We start from the raw sequence: 18,189 nt of genomic DNA, 5'->3' as shown, positions 1-18,189 counted from the left end.
GCGTGCCGGTTTCGGGCCGGCATGAAGTCCCGGGCGCGTGGAGAACGCATCTTGCGTGCCGCGCGGTCAGGCGACAGAAAAATTCGCGTGAGTGGCGAAATTGGTAGACGCACCAGGTTTAGGTCCTGACGCCCGCAAGGGTGTGCCGGTTCGAGTCCGGCCTCACGCACCAGAAGTCGGACGAGCACCCGTCAGGGTGACGTTCCCGAAAAAGCGCTGCCGGTCGGCTGACCGCAGCGCTTTTTTGTTTATGACCATCGTTCCCGGCATGCGGGCCCGGACGAGCGCACACTGAAATTCGGGCGCGTGTAATATCGTGACCACGATTCATACAAGCAGCACATAAACCGAGGGGCCACCGATGAAGAACACCGTACGCTTGCCGATTTCCATTTTCGCGCTGATGCTGGCCGCGCCGGCTTTTGCCGCGACGCCTGCCGACAACGTCGCATGGAGTGCCAAGCCCGTGCAGACGGTCGCAGCGTCGTCAGCGTGCTCCGCCTACTCGGGGCGGGTGATGTCGAGCGGTGAGCCGTTGTCGACGGAAAACGTGCTGAAAGCGCTCGGCACGTCGCTGGCCGGCGCCGCGCTGGGTGCCGTCGCCGGCGGATATCAGGGCGCAGCCCCCAATCCGTGCCCGCGCCCCGGCCTGTGACCGGCTCGCCAGCGAACCGCAGGGATCGCCGCTTCGACTGAAACATGCCGGATATCAAGCGCCGCGCGTCGCCCGACCGCGGCGCTTGTTCGTTTCTGGCGCGCCTATTCCCAGAAGCTCCGGATCGCGACCGCCACGATCACCGGCACCGAGAACACCAGCGGGATCGCGAAGTACTGCGCCTCCCGATCGACGACCCAGCTATAGATCACCCACGCCGCGCCGATCGCGAACGTGATGAGGCCGACCGCCACGGCGGCGATGTTCAGGACCAGTTTCGAAGGCTGGCGGCGCGTTTTGGCATTGTCGTTGTTATCGCGCGGGGACGATTTCATCGGAAGAGTGCGGCCTCGGGCCGGAACAGGGGTAAACGCACAGGAAACCCCATCCGCACGGATCGCGCAAGGGCCGACGCATGCCGGCCCCGTCATGTTCATTCCCGAGCATGACAAGTCATAACCCGAACGACGCAGCCAGTTCGTCGAGCAGTCCGCGCTGGAACGCGACGAACCGCTCGCCCGGCTGCTGCGCAATCGCGAGGTCGAGCATCGGATCGGCGACGTCGGTGCGAATGCCGGCCAGCGCCTCGACGATCGCGAGCCCGCAGAACGGCACGTACGCCTCCGAATAACCGCCTTCGTGAACGATCACGAGCCGCCCGCCGCAATGGCGCTGCGCGGCATCCTTCACCGCATGCGTCATGAACCGGTAGCTGTCGGTATGCAGTTGCATGCGCGCGAGCGGATCGACCGCGCTCGCGTCGAGGCCGCTCGCAACGACGATCAGCTCGGGCCGGAAACGCTCCAGCGCCGGCAGTACGATCCGCTCGAACGCATGGCGATACGCGTCGTCGCCGCTGCCCGCGAGCAGCGGCACGTTCAGGTTCGCGCCGACACCCGCGCCTTCGCCGCGATCGTCCGCGCCGCTGTAGCCGGGCGGGAAGCAGCGGTCCTGGTGCAGCGAGATCGTCAGCGTGTCCGGATCGTCGTAGTAGATCGACTGCGTGCCGTTGCCGTGATGCACGTCCCAGTCGATCACCGCGACGCGCTCGATGCCGTGTTTCGCGCGGGCGGCCTCGATCGCGATCGGGATGTTCGCCAGCATGCAGAAGCCCATCGGGCGGTCGCGCAGGCAGTGATGTCCGGGTGGTCGCGACAGCGAGAACGCATTGGCTGCGCGCTCGCCGACGACCATGTCGACTGCCGCGATCGCGAGGCCAGCCGACAGCGCGGCGATCTCGTAGCTGCCCTTGCCGAACGGCGCGAGATCGCCGAGGTCGCCGCCGTTCGCGTCGCTGAGTGCGCGGAACGCGTCGAGATAGCGCGCTGGGTGAATACGCAGCAGGTCGGCGGTCGAGGCCGGCTCGGCGCCGCGCAGGTCGAGTTGCGCGGCAAGGCCCGACGCCTGCACGAGCGACAGGAAGCGGCGTTTCGAATCGGGCGATTCCGCGTAGCCCGCGCTCGACGGCGGCTGGACCCAGCCGCCGACCGGGAAGAACAGCGCGTGCGTGCCGCCGGTGTGCCAGAAAGTGCGTTCGTCGGTGAAGAAGGCAGTGCGATTCATGGATGTGTGTGACCTGTCACGGTTGGGAGGAAACGGAAGGGGGCGTGCGGCGATCGATATGGCGCAGCGCGGCGAACGAAACGATCGCGACGGCCGTCGCGGCCGCGAACAGCGCGCGCATCGTGCCGCCGGCGTCGAGCATCAGCCCGGCGAGCAGCGGGCCGGCCGCGAGTCCGGCGCCGATCACGAAATTGAGCGTCGCGACGAGGCGGCCCGACGTGTCGACCTGCGCGACGGTCGCGAGGATGAACGGCAGCACGAAGGTCCACGCGAACTTGAACGCGAAGATCGCCGCGCTGTAGCCGCCCGCGTGCCGCATCGCCGCGAGCGCGACGAGCGAGGCCGCGAGCAACGCGTAACCCGCGGCCAGCATCGCGCGCCGCGCGAGCCGGCCGCCGGCGCACGACGCGAGCGCCGCGCCGGCGATGCCCATCACGCTCGCGATCGCGAGCACGTTGCCGGTCGACTGCGGATCGAGCCCGGCCTCGGCTGCCGCGCGGCTCGCGAAGGTCCACACGCTGCCGATCGCGAGATAGAACGTCAGCACCGCGCCGATTGCGAACACGACGACGCTTCGCGGCGGATGCCTTGCAGTGCCGTGTGCGGCTTGAGCAGGCGCCGTCCGCGTGCCGAGCGACGACGGAAAACCGCGCGACAACGGTGCCACGAGCAACGCGAGCGCGGCGAGCGCGATGTACAGCGCGCGCAGCCCGAACGCGGCGAACACATGCGGCAGCACGAACAGGCCGATCGCGCCCGCGACCAACTGGCCGACGACCCACAGCCCGTATACGCGATCGCTGTTCCTGCTCGTCGCCGCGCTCGTCATGCAGAGCACCACCAGCGAGCCGCCGCCGAGCGCGGTGACGGCGCGCAGCGCGAGCAGTGCGGCGAAACCCGGCATCCACAGTGCGGTCAGCAGGTTGCCCGCGCCGAACAGCGCGATCGCGCAGGCGGCAACGCGGCGCGCGTCGACGCGGCCGAGCCACAGGTATGACGGCACGGTCGCGAGACTGAACGCGCCGAGTTCGACGAAGAAGTAAGTGCCGATCTGCGACGCAGAGAGCCCGAGTTGCGTCGCGAGCTGGCCGGCGACGGCCGGCGCGACGAGCAGCAGCAGCGGCGTGATGGCCGCGAACACGACGAGCGCGACGAGCGTCGAGCGCGCGAACGTCGACGCGTGGCCGTCGGGCGAGAGTGCGGCATCCGGAGACAGGGTTTTCATGGCGGGATCTCGTTGGGGAATCAGAACAGGTGGTACATGCCGACCATCGCGCCGAACTGCGACGCGCCGGCGAGCGGCGTCGGGTCGTATTCGTAGACGGTTTGCGAACTTTGGCCGCTGTTGCGCGCGTAGCCGAGGTTCACGTACGCGACGGTGCGTTTCGACAGCGCGTACGTGGTGCTCGCGATGAACAGCGTCGGATGGCCGATCGCCGGCGTGCGCGAGTCGGTGTGGTAGACGCCCGCGTTCAGGCCGATTCCGTTCGGGCTCAGGTAGCGCGCGCCGCCCCAGACGATCGTGCGCGCCGCGTTGAGGTCGCCTGTCAATCGCTCGACGCCGGCGTAGACGGTGAGCGGCAGTGTCGCGAACGCATAGCGCGCGGCGAGCGTGCCGAGTTCGCGGCGGCGCGCCGACGCGTCGTCGGCCGCCGACACGTCGCCGTGCGCCTGATGCAGCACTGCGCTGACCGACAGGCCGTTGCTCGTGTACTGGCCGCCGAGTTCGAGCACGCGACCGGCGCGCGTATTGCCGGCGACGCCGGCCGTCGCGGCGAGCGCCTCGACGTCGAAGCCGGCGAACGTCGGCGACTGGTACTTGACCGAGTGGTCGATGAAGTTCGCGTTCATCGGCACGATCACGCCCTGGCCGCTGTACGACGCGTACCAGAGCGGGTCGTAGAACAGCGTCTTGTCGAACAGCACGCTGAACTGCCGGCCGAGCGTGACGGTGCCGACGGGCCCCGCGATGCCTACGTACGCGCCGCGAAAGAACGCGTAGCCGGGCACGGTCGCGGTGCCGTTGTTGAGGTTGAGGCCCTGTTCGAGCTTGAATAGCGCACGCCAGCCGCCGCCGAGATCCTCGTTGCCCTTCAGCCCGATCTGCGAAGGCAGGATGCCGTAGTTCTGCAACTGCACGGCCGAGTGGCGCCCATCGGCGTGCGTCAGGTATTGCACGCCGGCGTCGAGCGCGCCGTACAGCGTGAGGGTCGACTGCGCGTGCGCGGCGGCGCTGCACACGGCGAGCGTCGCGGCGGCCGTGGCCGTGCGGATGAAGCGGGGTTTCGTCACGTGGGGTTCTCCATACCGTCCTGCATCGGTTTGTCGTTGGTGTTGTCGCGACGCAGTGTCCGCAGCGGGAAAACCATCGAACAGTCGTACAGATGAACGGTGCGGAAAACCCGCGGTGCGCGGCATGAACGCGATGCGATGCCGCAGCGCGCCGTGCTGCGGAGCAGCAACGTGCCGCGCACCGTTCAAATGGATGGGGTTGCCGCCGGTTCCGGCACCGTGGCCCGCCAAAAAAGCCGCTCGCTATAATCGGCGGTCTGCGTTGCGCGCATCAGCGGCCCGATCGGGCAGGGGAGCGGAAGGTGAGGATCACGACGGATACCGGGCAGGATCTCGAAGCGCTGCGCGACGTGCCGGCCGCCATCGTGCTCGACGAATTCGCGTGGCCGCCGCTGCCTTCGCGTCGCGCCGATTTCGGCGGCGTCGCGCGCGGCGACGCATCGCAGCGCGAACTCGGGCTGATGCTGCTCGACCTGTATGCCGTCGCCGCGCAGTCGGGCATCGGCGAATTCGAATACCGCTTCTTTACGCTGCTGCAGGCACTCGTCCCGTTCGATGCCGCATGGACCGGCGTCGCGACGCACGCGTCCACCGGCCCCGTGATGCACAACAGCTTCCTGTACCGCCTGCCGCACGCGTTCTTCAGCGACTGGAAGCGCGTACGCGACTGCGACCCGCTCGCGCACCGCACGCTGCGCGGCGCACACGGACGCGCGGTGCGGCTGTCGGTCGTCGAGCCGGGGCTCGATGCGCGGTTTCGCGACTGGTGCGTGAAGTACGGGCTCGCGCAACTGATGTGCGTGTGCACGCTCGATCGCCGCTTCGGCCTGACGACGTTCATGTCGATCTACCGCCAGGGCCTGAATCGCCCGTTCGGCGACGACGATGCGCGCCGTTTCGAGGAAGTGATTCCGCATCTCGCGGCCGCGCTCACGATCAATCGCGCCGCGCAGCTCACGCGCGAGCGTGGCGATACGGTTGCACCGGCCGCACGTGCGCTGTGCGACAACTTCGGCGTGCTCCATCACGCCGATCATGGTTTCGACGACGTGCTGCGCGCCGAATGGCCGGCATGGGCCGGCACGCGCGTGCCGGAGGCGCTCGTCGGGCACCTGCGGCGCCAGTCGGGCCAGCCGTTCGTCGGCGACGCGCTGCGCATCCAGTGCGTGCCTGTCGCGGGGCTGTTCCAGATCGAAGCGCGGCCGCGCTCGCTGCTCGACCGGTTGAGCCCGCGCGAACTCGCGGCGATCCGTTATTACGGCGCTGGCCGTTCGCACAAGGAAGTCGCGCAACAGATGGCAATTTCGCCGACGACCGTACGCCACTACCTGCGTTGCGCGTACCGCAAGCTCGGCATGCACGACAAGAGCCAGATCGCGAGCGTGCTCGGCGCGACGGGCGGCGCGGCCGACGACGAACCGGTGGAAGCGGGCGGCGAGCCGCGCTGAATGGCACGAACACAGGCGCGTGGCGCGCTGCCGCCGAAATGGTTGTGTCCGCAACTATTGAGCGTTATGCTCGTCAGCTCCCAGGAGACGGAATTCCATCATGAACGACACGAATTCAGGGTCGGTGCGCGCGGCGGTGGTCGGTGTCGGCGCGATCGGCGGATTGCTCGCGGCCGCGCTGTCGCGGGCCGGCATGACCGTCAGCGCGTACGCACGCGGCGCAACGCTCGACGCGCTGAGCGCGCACGGCGTGCGCGTGATCGACGAGGCGGGCGTCACATCGTCGGTGCCGGTGCGCGCGAGCGACGATGCATCCGCACTCGGCGTGCAGGACTACGTGGTGATCGCGCTGAAGGCGCAGGCGCTGCCGGCGCTGGCCGCGCGCATTGCGCCGCTGGTCGGGCCGGACACCGTGATCGTCGCGGCGATGAACGGGCTGCCGTGGTGGTTCATGCACGGGCTCGAAGGGCCGATCGACGGCGTGCCGCTCGACGCGGTCGATCCGGCCGGCGCCGTGTCGGCGGCGCTGCCGCCCGCGCAGGCGATCGGCTGCGTCGTGCACCTGTCGTCGAGCACTGACGCACCGGGCGTCGTGCGTCGCGGGCGCGGCAACCGGCTGATCGTCGGCGCACCCGATCCGAGGCTTGATGCGGCCACCGCGCGGTTTGCCGCGGCGCTCGCGGCGGGTGGTTTCGACGTCGAGTCGACGCCGGCGATCCGGACCGAGATCTGGACGAAGCTGTGGGGCAACATGAACATGAATCCGTTGAGCGCGTTGACGGGGTCGACGGCCGAGCAGTTGCTCGACGATCCGTTCACGCAGGAACTCGCGCTGCGGATGATGGGGGAGGCCACCGCAATCGGCGCGAAGCTCGGCCTGACGACGGGGATGAGCGGGCCCGAGCGGATCGCGGTCACGCGCAAGCTCGGCGCGTTCAAGACGTCGATGCTGCAGGATTTCGAAGCGGGGCGTTCGCTCGAGATCGGGCCGATCCTCGGCGTGTTTCCGGAGCTCGGGCGCAAGCTCGACGTGCCGACTCCGTATTGCGATGCGGTGCTCGGGCTGCTGCGCCAGCGTGCGGCGAACAGCGGGCTGTAACGCTTAGGTGACGGCGGGATGCGCGCTCGCATGCCACGCGGCAAAGCGCGATCGTTGCGGGGTGCCGCCGCCTGATGCAAAACGGGCCGGCCGGGTCGCGGGTTACGCGGCCCGGCCGGCCTGTCGAATTCGTCGGATGAATGCTTCCGGCTGCGCTCGCCCGTCTGGCGACGCCGAGCCTGTCACGCGGCTCAGTCGTCCCGCTCGGTTGCGTGCGCGACGACCTTGTCGAGCAGCCGCTCGAACGTCTGGCGTTCGCTGTCGGACAGGCACGCGAGCAGCCCGTCGTTCCACTTGCGCACGATCGGCATGATCTTGCGATGCAGCGCGCGGCCGTCGGCGGTCAGCGCGATCAGCACGATCCGGCCATCCTCGTCGCTCGCGCTGCGTTCGAGCAGCCCCTGGCGCAGCAGCGCTTCGGCCGCGCGGCTCGCCTGGCTTTTGTCGAGATTGGTGTGGCGCGCGAGATCCATGATCGAGAACGGACCGAACGCGCCGACGGCGGCGATCACGCGCGCTTCGGGCAGCGAGATGTCGAGCTTGTGCCGGTACACCTCGCCGATCCCGCGGTCGGATCGCTTCGTGAGCGCGTGGAGGCGATAGGTCAGATACTGATCGAGCCCGGCTTGACGGCCTTTCATGTCGAATCCTGAAGAAAAAGGGCGGGCCCGATTGTTCCTGTATCGCGCGCTCGGGTCAACGGTCAGTGTGCGCCGTATTTCAGGCGCGTCAATTGCTCCGCTTCGTTCGCGAGCAGGTTCGCCGCGTCGCGGATCGCGACGTCGAGCGTGATCGGCCCGGGAGCCGGCGAGAAGCAGCCGGAAAAATGTTCGGACAGGCGCGGCAGCGCGGCCGGGTCGACCGCGCCGGACAGCAGCGACGCGGGCACACCGGCGGCCTGCGCGTGCCGGCACGCGATGAACGGCGCCTTGCCGTGCAGCGTCTGCACGTCGGAGCGGCCTTCGCCGGTGATCAGCCAGTCGGCGCCGGCGAGCGCCGCGTCGAGCCCGACCTGCCGCGCGACCACTTCGGCGCCGGCTTCGAACTGCGCGCCGAGCATGTGCAGCGCGAAACCGAGGCCGCCCGCGGCGCCGGCACCGGGCAGGTCGCGAGCACGCCGGTCGAGCGCGGCCTCGAGCAGGTCGGCGAAATGGCCGAGCGCGGCGTCGAGGGTCGCAACCTGCGCGGGCGTCACGCCCTTTTGCGGGCCGAACACGGCGGTCGCGCCGTGCGCGCCCGTCAGCGGGTTGTCGACGTCGGACATGCCGACGAATTCCGTTTCCTTCAGGCGCGGGTCGAGCCCCGACGCGTCGATGTGCGCGATTTCGGCGAGCCGCGACGGCACCGGCTCGACCGGCTGGCCGCCCGCGTCGAGGCATTGCAGGCCGAGGCCCGCGAGCAGCCCGGCGCCCGCGTCGTTGGTGCTGCTGCCGCCGAGCGCGACGAAGAAGCGGCGCACGCCGTCGTCGAGCAGCGCGCGGATCGCCTCGCCCATCCCGCGCGTGCTGCGCGCGTCGACCGGCACGCTCATGCCGACCGGGTCCGTAATGCCGACGACCTCGGCCGTCTCGACGATCGCGGTGCGCGCGTCGATCACGCCGACCGCCGCGTCGCGTGCCGCGAGCGACGCGCCGGCCACCCGCAGCGAGCGCCGCGTGCCGCCGCCTGCCAGCATCGCGTCGAGCGTGCCTTCGCCGCCGTCGGCCATCGGGCAGCAGCGCACGACCGCGTCGGGGCGGGCGCGGCGGATGCCACCGGCGATCGCGTCCGCGACCTGCTCGGCGGAAAGCGAGCCTTTGAACGAATCGGGCGCGATGACGACGACAGGCGCGGACGGGTGTTGCGGCATGGTGTCTCCGGAAGGCGTGATTGGTGTGAAGAATTAATGGGGCGCGACGGCGGCGCACCCTAATCGGAGCTTACAGGATGGCGGGCCCGCGGTGGATACGGCGTTCGGCATAGCGGCGATCCGCGCGCATTGCCGTGAAAGGGGCTGCCGACACGGCGGGGACGCATGCGCGTCGAGCCGAACTGGCGGTGCGAGGAAAATTGTTTGCTAGAATAGTCGATTCTTCCGGCCAAAGCCGTGCTCCGAGCCGCTTGCGCTAGCCATCCGGCGCGTGCAGGGATGGCGTGGCGCTCCGGCGCGGCGTGTATGCGTGTCGCAGTAGCGCCGCAGGCAGGCACGGCAAGGAAAACCCGATTCGCTCGAATAATTTTAGGACGATTGAAGCCATGGCTAACGTTGTTGAGAACCTCGGCAAGCTTGAACGCCGCGTGACGATTTCCCTGCCGAAAGACACGGTGCAGAAGGAAATCGACGCCCGTATCCAGAAACTCGCGAAGAACGTGCGCATGCCGGGTTTCCGCCCGGGCAAGGTGCCGCTGAAGATGGTCGCGCAACAGTACGCGGGTCAGGTCGAAGCCGAAGTGCTGAGCGACAAGATCGGCCAGGAATTCTTCACGATCAGCCGCGCGGAAAACCTGCGCGTTGCCGGCCAGCCGAGCTTCGAGCCGAAGCAGGAGCAGGCTGAGGATGCATACGCGTTCGACGCGACGTTCGAGGTCTACCCGGAAGTGAAGATCGGCGATCTGGCGACGGCTGAAGTCGAGCGCTCGACGACGTCGATCGGCGACGCCGAAATCGACCGCACGCTGGACATCCTGCGCAAGCAGCGCGTGCACTTCCACGCACGCGGCGAAGCCGGCGAGCACGGCGACGGCGGCGCGGATACCGCAGCCAAGAACGGCGACCGCGTGACGGTCGACTTCGTCGGCAAGATCGACGATGTCGCGTTCCAGGGCGGCACGGCCGAAGACTTCCCGTTCGTGCTGGGCGAAGGCCGCATGCTGCCGGAATTCGAAACCGCGGCGCTGGGCCTGAAGGCCGGCGAATCGCGCACGTTCGACCTGAAGTTCCCGGACGATTACCACGGTGCTGACGTCGCGGGCAAGACCGCGCAATTCACGGTCACGATGAAGAAGATCGAGTGGCCGCACCTGCCGGAAATCGACGGCGAATTCGCGAAGTCGCTCGGCATCGAAGACGGCGACCTCACGAAGATGCGCGGCGAGATCAAGGAAAACCTCGAGCGCGAAGCGAAGCGCCGCACGCAGTCGATCGTCAAGAACCAGGTGATGGACGCGCTGCTGAAGATTTCCGAACTCGACGTGCCGAAGGCGCTGATCGAGCAGGACCAGCAACGCCTCGTCGAAATGGCTCGCCAGGATCTGGCGCAGCGCGGCGTGCCGAACGCGAAGGACGCACCGATCCCGGCCGAGATGTTCGCCGAGCAGGCCGAGCGTCGCGTGAAGCTGGGCCTCGTGCTGGCCGAGCTTGTGAAGTCGAACAGCCTCGAAGCGAAACCGGAACAGATCCGCGCGGAAGTCGACGAGTTCGCGAAGAGCTACGAAGACCCGAAGGAAGTGGTCCGCTGGTATTATTCCAACCAGCAGCGCCTCGCCGAGATGGAAGCGTTCGTCGTTGAAAGCAACGTCGTCGATTTCGTGCTGGGCAAGGCAAAGGTGACGGACAAGGAAGTGAGCTTCGAGGCACTCGCGAGCGCATCGGCGCAAGCGTAAGTGTCGCTCTAGCGGCGTGCCGGCTGTCGGAGCGACGGCCTGCACGCCGTTTTTACGTCAAGCGCACGGTTGCCATTAATATGGCGATTGAGCGGGCGGCTTCCCTCCGTTCAATTTTCCATTCGAACAAGGTTCATTGAATGATCACTCGCGCTGAATTGCTGGACATGCTTGCTTCGAACGCGCCGCAGGGTTTCGAGGCGCAAGCACTGGGGCTGGTGCCGATCGTCGTCGAAACGAGCGGCCGCGGCGAGCGTTCGTACGATATCTACTCGCGTCTCCTGAAGGAGCGCCTGGTGTTCATGGTCGGCGAAGTGAACGACCAGACCGCGAACCTCGTGGTCGCGCAGTTGCTGTTCCTCGAAAGCGAGAATCCCGACAAGGACATCAGCCTGTACATCAACAGCCCGGGCGGCTCGGTGTCGGCCGGCATGGCGATCTACGACACGATGCAGTTCATCAAGCCGGACGTGTCGACGCTGTGCATGGGGCTCGCGGCCAGCATGGGCGCGTTCCTGCTCGCGTCGGGTGCGAAGGGCAAGCGCTTCGCGCTGCCGAACTCTCGCGTGATGATTCACCAGCCGCTCGGCGGCGCACGCGGCCAGGCATCCGACATCGAGATCCAGGCACGCGAAATCCTCTACCTGAAGGAGCGGCTGAACCAGTTGCTCGCGCAGCATACGGGCCAGGACGTCGAGCGCATCGCGCGCGACACCGACCGTGATAACTTCATGTCGAGCGAGGACGCGAAGGCGTACGGGTTGATCGATCAGGTGCTGCTGAAGCGCCCGTAAACTTAAGTGGGGTGCCGCCCCGATTCGCGCGGCGCCCCTGCTATGTTCCGCACGCCCTGAGCCTCTGCGGCAAGCGCATCCGGCCGGCTCCGGTCGCGCCCTAGGCGCGGCGTTCGGAGCATTCGGCGTATCATGTCATTTACCTGTCCGGAGGCTCTACGTTCATGGCGGACAAAAAAGGTTCGAACAGCGAGAAGCTGTTGTATTGCTCGTTTTGCGGAAAGAGCCAGCATGAGGTGAAAAAACTCATCGCGGGCCCGTCGGTGTTCATCTGCGATGAATGTATCGACCTCTGCAACGAGATCATTCGCGACGAGGCGGCTGCCGCCGGCGTCGAGGCCAGCCTGTCCCGGTCGGATCTGCCGAGCCCGCAGGAAATTCGCGACATCCTCGATCAGTACGTGATCGGCCAGGAGCGCGCGAAGAAGATCCTCGCGGTGGCCGTGTACAACCACTACAAGCGCCTGAAGCATCTCGACAAGAAGGACGACGTCGAGCTGTCGAAGAGCAACATCCTGCTGATCGGCCCGACGGGCTCCGGCAAGACGCTGCTCGCGCAGACGCTCGCGCGGTTGCTGAACGTGCCGTTCGTGATCGCCGATGCGACGACGCTGACCGAAGCCGGCTACGTCGGCGAGGACGTCGAGAACATCATCCAGAAGCTGTTGCAGAACTGCAACTACGAGGTCGACAAGGCCCAGCGCGGGATCGTCTACATCGACGAAATCGACAAGATCAGCCGCAAGTCGGACAACCCGTCGATCACGCGCGACGTGTCGGGCGAGGGCGTCCAGCAGGCGCTGCTGAAGCTCGTCGAGGGCACGATGGCGTCGGTGCCGCCGCAGGGCGGCCGCAAGCACCCGAACCAGGATTTCATCCAGGTCGACACGACCAACATCCTGTTCATCTGCGGCGGCGCGTTCGACGGTCTCGAAAAGGTGATCACCGATCGAACCGAGAAAACCGGCATCGGCTTCGGCGCGACGGTGAAGAGCAAGCAGGAGCGCGACGCGGGCGAAGTGCTGCGCGAAACGGAACCGGAAGACCTGATCAAATTCGGGCTGATCCCCGAATTGATCGGCCGCCTGCCGGTGGTCGCGACGCTCGGCAAGCTCGATGAAGCCGCGCTGATGAAGATCCTGGTCGAGCCGAAGAACGCGCTCGTCAAGCAGTATCACAAGCTGTTCGCGATGGAGCGCGTCGAGCTGGAGATCCGGCCGGGCGCGCTGCAGGCAGTCGCCCGCAAGGCGATCCGCCGCAAGACCGGCGCGCGCGGTTTGCGTTCGATCATCGAACAGGCGCTGCTCGACGTGATGTACGAGCTGCCGACGATGAAAGGGGTCAGCAAGGTCATCATCGACGAGAACGTCATCGATGGGGACGGCAAGCCTTTGCTGATCTACGAGGACACGCCGAAGGTGGCGGGTTCGAACTGACCGGCTTGCCGACGATGTTCTGCGAAAAAGGCCGTTCATGAGACCGTGGGCGGCTTTTTTTCGTTTATCTTGTGGGTAACTCTGACTCGAAACGCGGTGGTTACTTTCTTACCGAATATTTCCCGCACTTGAAGGCTTGCAATTCGTTGTGGCGGCCTCAATTACCGAACAATTGATTCCACTCATGGGGAAATGAAATGTCAGGCACCCAACTTCTCCCGCCGGAACGCATCACGCTCCCGCTGCTGCCGCTGCGGGACGTCGTCGTTTTCCCGCACATGGTGATTCCGCTCTTCGTGGGCCGGCCGAAATCGATCAAGGCCCTCGAAGCAGCGATGGAAGGCGGCAAGCACATCATGCTCGTCGCCCAGAAAACCGCGGCCAAGGACGAACCGACCGAAAAGGACATGTACGAGGTCGGTTGTATCGCCAACATCCTGCAGATGCTGAAGCTGCCGGACGGCACCGTGAAGGTGCTCGTCGAGGGCCTGCAGCGTGCGAAGGCGTTGTCGATCGAAGAACAGGAGACGCAGTTCTCCTGCGACGTGATGCCGCTCGAGCCCGATCATGCCGACAGCGCTGAAACGGAAGCGCTGCGCCGCGCGATCGTGTCGCAGTTCGACCAGTACGTGAAGCTGAACAAGAAGATCCCGCCGGAGATCCTCACGTCGCTGTCGGGCATCGACGAAGCAGGTCGCCTCGCCGACATGATCGCCGAGCGCCTGCCGCTGAAGCTCGACCAGAAGCAGCACATCCTCGAGATGTTCCCGGTCATCGAGCGCCTCGAGCATCTGCTCGCGCAGCTCGAAGCCGAGATCGACATCCTGCAGGTCGAAAAGCGCATCCGCGGGCGCGTGAAGCGCCAGATGGAAAAGAGCCAGCGCGAGTACTACCTGAACGAGCAGGTCAAGGCGATCCAGAAGGAACTGGGCGAAGGCGAAGAGGGTGCCGATCTCGAGGAACTCGAGAAGCGCATCAACGCCGCGCGCATGCCGAAGGAAGCCAAGAAGAAGGCCGATGCCGAGCTGAAGAAGCTGAAGCTGATGTCGCCGATGTCGGCGGAAGCGACCGTCGTGCGCAACTACATCGACACGCTGATCGGCCTGCCGTGGCGCAAGAAGAGCAAGGTCAACAACGACCTGTCGAATGCCGAGCAAGTGCTCGACGAGGATCACTTCGGCCTCGAGAAGGTCAAGGAACGGATCCTCGAGTATCTCGCGGTGCAACAGCGCGTCGACAAGGTCAAGGCGCCGATCCTGTGCCTCGTCGGGCCCCCGGGCGTCGGCAAGACCTCGCTCGGCCAGTCGATCGCCCGCGCGACGAACCGCAAGTTCGTCCGGATGGCGCTCGGCGGCGTGCGTGACGAAGCCGAGATCCGCGGCCACCGCCGCACGTATATCGGTTCGATGCCGGGCAAGATCCTGCAGAGCCTCACGAAGGTCGGCGTGCGCAATCCGCTCTTCCTGCTCGACGAAGTCGACAAGATGGGCATGGATTTCCGCGGCGATCCGTCGTCGGCGCTGCTCGAAGTGCTCGATCCGGAACAGAACCACACGTTCGCCGACCACTACATCGAGGTCGACTTCGACCTGTCGGACGTGATGTTCGTCGCGACGTCGAACTCGCTGAACATCCCGCCGCCGCTGCTCGACCGGATGGAAGTGATCCGTCTGTCGGGCTACACGGAAGACGAGAAGGTCAGCATCGCGCAGCGTTACCTGCTGCCGAAGCAGAAGAAGAACAACGGGTTGAAGGAAGGCGAGATCGACGTCGCCGAGCAGGCGATCCGCGACATCATCCGCTACTACACGCGCGAAGCCGGTGTGCGTTCGCTCGAGCGGGAAGTGTCGAAGATCTGCCGCAAGGTCGTGAAGATGCTGCTGCTGAAAAAGGCATCGGGCGCGATCAAGGTCGATGGCGAGAACCTCGATACGTTCCTCGGCGTGCGCAAGTACGACTTCGGCCTCGCGGCGAAGGAAAACCAGGTCGGTCAGGTGACGGGCCTCGCGTGGACGGAAGTCGGCGGCGACCTGCTGACGATCGAAGCCGCGGTGATGCCGGGTAAGGGCAACGTGATCCGCACGGGTTCGCTCGGCGACGTGATGAAGGAGTCGGTCGAGGCTGCGCGTTCGGTCGTGCGCTCGCGTTCGCGCCGTCTGGGCATCAAGGACGAAGCGTTCGAGAAGCAGGACATCCACATCCACGTGCCGGAAGGCGCGACGCCGAAGGACGGTCCGTCCGCCGGCGGTGCGATGACGACCGCGCTGGTGTCGGTGCTGACGGGTATTCCCGTGCGTGCCGATGTCGCGATGACGGGCGAAATCACGTTGCGTGGCGAAGTGCTGCCGATCGGCGGGCTGAAGGAAAAGCTGCTGGCTGCGCATCGCGGCGGCATCAAGCTCGTGCTGATCCCGGAAGAGAACGTGAAGGATCTCGCGGACATTCCGGACAACGTGAAGAACGCGATCGAGATCGTGCCGGTCCGCTGGATCGACAAGGTGCTGGAGCTCGCGCTCGAGCGTTCGCCGACTCCGCTGCCGCCGGAAGAAGAAGCGAAGGCAGCGGCGCCGGTCGGCGAGGCGGCGAAGGATGCCGGCTCGACGGAAGTCGTCAAGCACTGAGACCCTGAACGTCGTCCTTGCTGACGGTTGTTCACGAAACCCGCGGCGTGGCCGCGGGTTTTTTTATGCGTGCGGGATCGCGAGCGGACGCTGCGGAAAAAATTCGCATCCGGGCTTGGCAAAATGATCTGGAATGAATTAAACTTGCGGGCTCGCTGGTTGTTGATGCGGAAACGCAGATCGCAGCCAGAACGAATCGGAAACGGGTGCTTAGCTCAGCTGGTAGAGCGGCGCCCTTACAAGGCGTAGGTCGGGGGTTCGAACCCCTCAGCACCCACCAGTTTCCCGATTCAGCCAGACCAAGGAGCGGTAGTTCAGTCGGTTAGAATACCGGCCTGTCACGCCGGGGGTCGCGGGTTCGAGTCCCGTCCGCTCCGCCAAACAAACGAAAGTGCCCGCCTTGTGCGGGCATTTTCGTTTGTGCGTCCAGTTGTTGCGCCCGATCTCGGGCGCGTGACTGTGGAGTGGAGGAAGCCGCCTGCGCGGCTTCCGGCGGGACTCGAAGGGCTGCGCTTGCAAGCGCAGCCGCGGCCTGCGGGATGTAGGCGAGTCCCGTCCGCTCCGCCAAACAAACGAAAGTGCCCGCCTTGTGCGGGCATTTTCGTTTGTACTGTCGGTTGCGCCCGTGCGCAGCGCATCGGCTTTTCTCCCGTCCCACCCCGTATGTTGTAATATCGGTCGTTTTGTCCAATTTTCCCGTCACGCATGCTCGATTTCTTCCGTAATCACCAGCGCCTGATGATGGCGCTCCTGCTCCTGATCGTGTTGCCGGGGCTGGGTTTCGTCGGGATCCAAGGCTTCCGCGGCTTCTTCGACGATAGTGCGAACGCCGCAGCGGTCAACGGGCACAAGATCACGCGGGTCGAATTCGACGGCGCGTTCCGCCAGCAGATCGACCAGGCGCGTCAGGCGCTCGGCGGGCAGTTCGACGTCAAGATGTTCGATACGCCCGAGCATCGCAAGCAGGTGCTCGACGGCCTGATCCAGCAACGCGTGCTGGCCGACGAAACGCAGCGTCTGCACCTGACCGCATCCGACAATGCGGTGCGCGATGCACTGATGAGCGACCCGATGATCGCGTCGCTGAAGAAGCCCGACGGTTCGATCGACGTCGAGCGTTACGCGCAACTGCTGTCGTTCCAGGGGATGACGCCCGAGCAGTACCAGGAGCGCGTGCGCTACAGCCTCTCGCTGCAGCAGATTCCGGCCAGCATCGTGTCGAGCGCGTTCACGCCGAAGAGCCTCGCGCAACACCTGTCCGAACTCGCCGCGCAGCAGCGCGAAGTGCAGGCGCTGGTGCTGAAGACGAGCGATTTCGCATCGAAGGTCCAGCCGACCGACGCGCAGCTCGCCGCGTACTACGACGCACACAAGCAGAGCTTCGCGACGCCGGAGACCGCGACGATCCAGTACCTCGTCTATTCGCCGGCCGCGGCGGCCGCAGGCGCGCAGCCGACCGATGCTGACATCAAGAAGTTCTACGACGACAACCCGACGCACTTCCGTACCGAAGCGCAGGTGCGCGTGAGCCACATCTTCATCGCGGCGGCGGGCAGCGCAAGCGCGGCCGACAAGGCGGCGGCGAAGGCGAAGGCCGAACAGGTGCTCGCCGACGTGAAGGCGCATCCGGACCAGTTCGCGCAGATCGCGCAGACGAGCTCGCAGGACGCGCCGTCGGCGGCGAAGGGCGGCGACCTCGGTTTCATCGCGCGCGGCTCGACGGCGGGCGGCAAGGCGTTCGACGATGCCGCATTCGCACTCAAGCAGGGCGACGTGAGCGGTGTCGTGCAGTCGGATCTCGGCTTCCACATCCTGAAGGCGACCGAAGTGAAGCCGGCGGCCGTCAAGCCGTTCGCGGAAGTGAAGGACCAGATCGCGATCGACCTGAAGCGGCAGTACGCATCGAAGGCGTTCACGGACAACGCTGAAGGCTTCACGTCGACCGTCTACGAAAAGGCGAAGACGCTGCAGCCGGCCGCAGACAAGTACAAGCTGACGATCCAGACGGCCACCGTCACGCCGACGCCGAATCCGCAACTGCCGCCGACGAGCCCGCTGAACAATCCGAAGTTCCTGGCCGCCGTGTTCGCGACCGACTCGGTGAAGAGCCAGAACAACACGCAGGCGATCGACGTCGGCAACAACACGCTGATCTCGGCGCGCGTGACCGACTACAAGCCGGCTGCGGTGCCCGCGCTCGACGCGATCAAGGATGTCGTGCGCCAGAAGGTCGTCGCCGAGCAGGCCGCGGAACTCGCAAAGAAGGACGGTGCGGCGAAGCTGGCCGGGCTGCAGAAGTCGAAGTCGGCCGACGGGTTCACGGCAGTGCAGAAGGTGTCGCGCACGCAGTCGCAGGGCCTGACGCCGGCCGCGTTGAGCGCCGTCTACAAGGTCGATCCGAAGACGCTGCCGGCTTACGTCGGGGTCGATCTCGGCGCGGATGGCTATGCGATCTACCGCGTGAACGCGGTGATCCCGGGTACGGCGGTCGATCCGCAGCAACTGGCGGCCGCGCAGCAGCAGATGGCACAGGTCGACGCGCAAAGCGAGGGCGAAGCGTATCTCGCCGCGCTGCGCGATCGCTCGAAGGTCAAGCTGTACGGGACGACGACCAGCCAGTCGCAGGACGGCAGCAACTGAGCATCGTCTCGAACGCAACAACAAGAAGCCCCGCTTCGAGCGGGGCTTTTTGTTTTCCG

Annotated in this window: 14 protein-coding genes and 3 tRNA genes; 11 read left to right on the top strand and 6 right to left on the bottom strand. The window is 66.2% G+C overall.

All coding sequences use genetic code 11. The features are described 5' to 3' along the window. The first annotated feature begins 85 nt into the window (after positions 1 to 85). Both R9B84_RS10130 and R9B84_RS10125 read left to right on the top strand, forming a co-directional pair. A tRNA-Leu gene (locus tag R9B84_RS10130) sits at positions 86 to 172 on the top strand. A gap of 189 nt (positions 173 to 361) precedes the next feature. Continuing rightward, on the top strand, positions 362 to 655 hold the full coding sequence (locus tag R9B84_RS10125; RefSeq protein ID WP_423757864.1) for a hypothetical protein: 294 nt from the start codon (positions 362 to 364) through the stop codon (positions 653 to 655). Positions 656 to 759: 104 nt separating this feature from the next. On the opposite strand, the gene R9B84_RS10120 is transcribed toward R9B84_RS10125, so the two are convergent. From R9B84_RS10120 to R9B84_RS10105, 4 genes are all read right to left on the bottom strand, one after another. Then, positions 760 to 990, bottom strand: coding sequence for a hypothetical protein (locus R9B84_RS10120; RefSeq protein WP_152857543.1), 231 nt, complete (start codon positions 988 to 990; stop codon positions 760 to 762). Between the two features lie 118 nt (positions 991 to 1,108). Continuing rightward, positions 1,109 to 2,218, bottom strand: coding sequence for a class II histone deacetylase (locus R9B84_RS10115; RefSeq protein WP_423757863.1), 1,110 nt, complete (start codon positions 2,216 to 2,218; stop codon positions 1,109 to 1,111). A gap of 16 nt (positions 2,219 to 2,234) precedes the next feature. Next, entirely contained in the window at positions 2,235 to 3,443 is a 1,209-nt protein-coding gene (locus R9B84_RS10110; RefSeq protein WP_423757862.1) for an MFS transporter, read from the bottom strand. Between the two features lie 20 nt (positions 3,444 to 3,463). Next, complete coding sequence (locus R9B84_RS10105; protein WP_423757861.1) at positions 3,464 to 4,510, bottom strand: porin; 1,047 nt, start codon at positions 4,508 to 4,510, stop codon at positions 3,464 to 3,466. 302 nt (positions 4,511 to 4,812) lie between these two features. Here R9B84_RS10105 and R9B84_RS10100 point away from each other — a divergent pair, with 302 nt between their 5' ends. Both R9B84_RS10100 and R9B84_RS10095 read left to right on the top strand, forming a co-directional pair. After that, positions 4,813 to 5,958 carry a response regulator transcription factor gene (locus tag R9B84_RS10100; protein ID WP_423757860.1) on the top strand — a complete coding sequence of 382 codons (1,146 nt, stop codon included), beginning with the start codon at positions 4,813 to 4,815 and terminating at the stop codon, positions 5,956 to 5,958. Between the two features lie 100 nt (positions 5,959 to 6,058). Further along, a complete protein-coding gene (locus R9B84_RS10095; protein WP_423757859.1) occupies positions 6,059 to 7,057 on the top strand; it encodes a 2-dehydropantoate 2-reductase in 999 nt (332 codons plus the stop codon). Between the two features lie 191 nt (positions 7,058 to 7,248). Here the strand turns inward: R9B84_RS10095 and R9B84_RS10090 are convergent, their stop codons facing one another. Beyond that, positions 7,249 to 7,698, bottom strand: coding sequence for a MarR family winged helix-turn-helix transcriptional regulator (locus R9B84_RS10090; protein WP_047900934.1), 450 nt, complete (start codon positions 7,696 to 7,698; stop codon positions 7,249 to 7,251). A gap of 62 nt (positions 7,699 to 7,760) precedes the next feature. Then, the gene (locus tag R9B84_RS10085) at positions 7,761 to 8,906 is read right to left on the bottom strand and encodes a glycerate kinase (RefSeq protein WP_423757858.1); all 1,146 of its coding nucleotides are present in this window, start codon (positions 8,904 to 8,906) and stop codon (positions 7,761 to 7,763) included. Positions 8,907 to 9,292: 386 nt separating this feature from the next. Here R9B84_RS10085 and tig point away from each other — a divergent pair, with 386 nt between their 5' ends. The 7 genes from tig to R9B84_RS10050 all read left to right on the top strand — a co-directional run bounded on the left by tig (position 9,293) and on the right by R9B84_RS10050 (position 18,130). Next, positions 9,293 to 10,639, top strand: a complete 1,347-nt coding sequence (tig, locus tag R9B84_RS10080) for a trigger factor (RefSeq protein ID WP_423757857.1) — start codon at positions 9,293 to 9,295, stop codon at positions 10,637 to 10,639. A gap of 140 nt (positions 10,640 to 10,779) precedes the next feature. Beyond that, entirely contained in the window at positions 10,780 to 11,433 is a 654-nt protein-coding gene (clpP, locus tag R9B84_RS10075) for an ATP-dependent Clp endopeptidase proteolytic subunit ClpP (protein WP_010092137.1), read from the top strand. Between the two features lie 164 nt (positions 11,434 to 11,597). Further along, positions 11,598 to 12,869, top strand: coding sequence for an ATP-dependent Clp protease ATP-binding subunit ClpX (gene clpX / locus R9B84_RS10070; RefSeq protein ID WP_006489345.1), 1,272 nt, complete (start codon positions 11,598 to 11,600; stop codon positions 12,867 to 12,869). 197 nt (positions 12,870 to 13,066) lie between these two features. After that, positions 13,067 to 15,490 carry an endopeptidase La gene (gene lon / locus R9B84_RS10065; protein WP_047900930.1) on the top strand — a complete coding sequence of 808 codons (2,424 nt, stop codon included), beginning with the start codon at positions 13,067 to 13,069 and terminating at the stop codon, positions 15,488 to 15,490. 204 nt (positions 15,491 to 15,694) lie between these two features. After that, positions 15,695 to 15,770 (top strand) — tRNA-Val (locus R9B84_RS10060). A gap of 23 nt (positions 15,771 to 15,793) precedes the next feature. Then, positions 15,794 to 15,870 (top strand) — tRNA-Asp (locus R9B84_RS10055). Positions 15,871 to 16,195: 325 nt separating this feature from the next. Next, positions 16,196 to 18,130, top strand: coding sequence for a SurA N-terminal domain-containing protein (locus R9B84_RS10050; RefSeq protein ID WP_423757856.1), 1,935 nt, complete (start codon positions 16,196 to 16,198; stop codon positions 18,128 to 18,130). The last annotated feature ends 59 nt before the right edge of the window (positions 18,131 to 18,189 follow it).

The sequence above is a fragment of the Burkholderia sp. NLJ2 genome (genome assembly GCF_049487195.1).
In the GTDB taxonomy this organism is placed as follows: Bacteria; Pseudomonadota; Gammaproteobacteria; order Burkholderiales; family Burkholderiaceae; genus Burkholderia; species Burkholderia pyrrocinia.
This window is presented reverse-complemented; position numbering and strand designations above follow the sequence as displayed.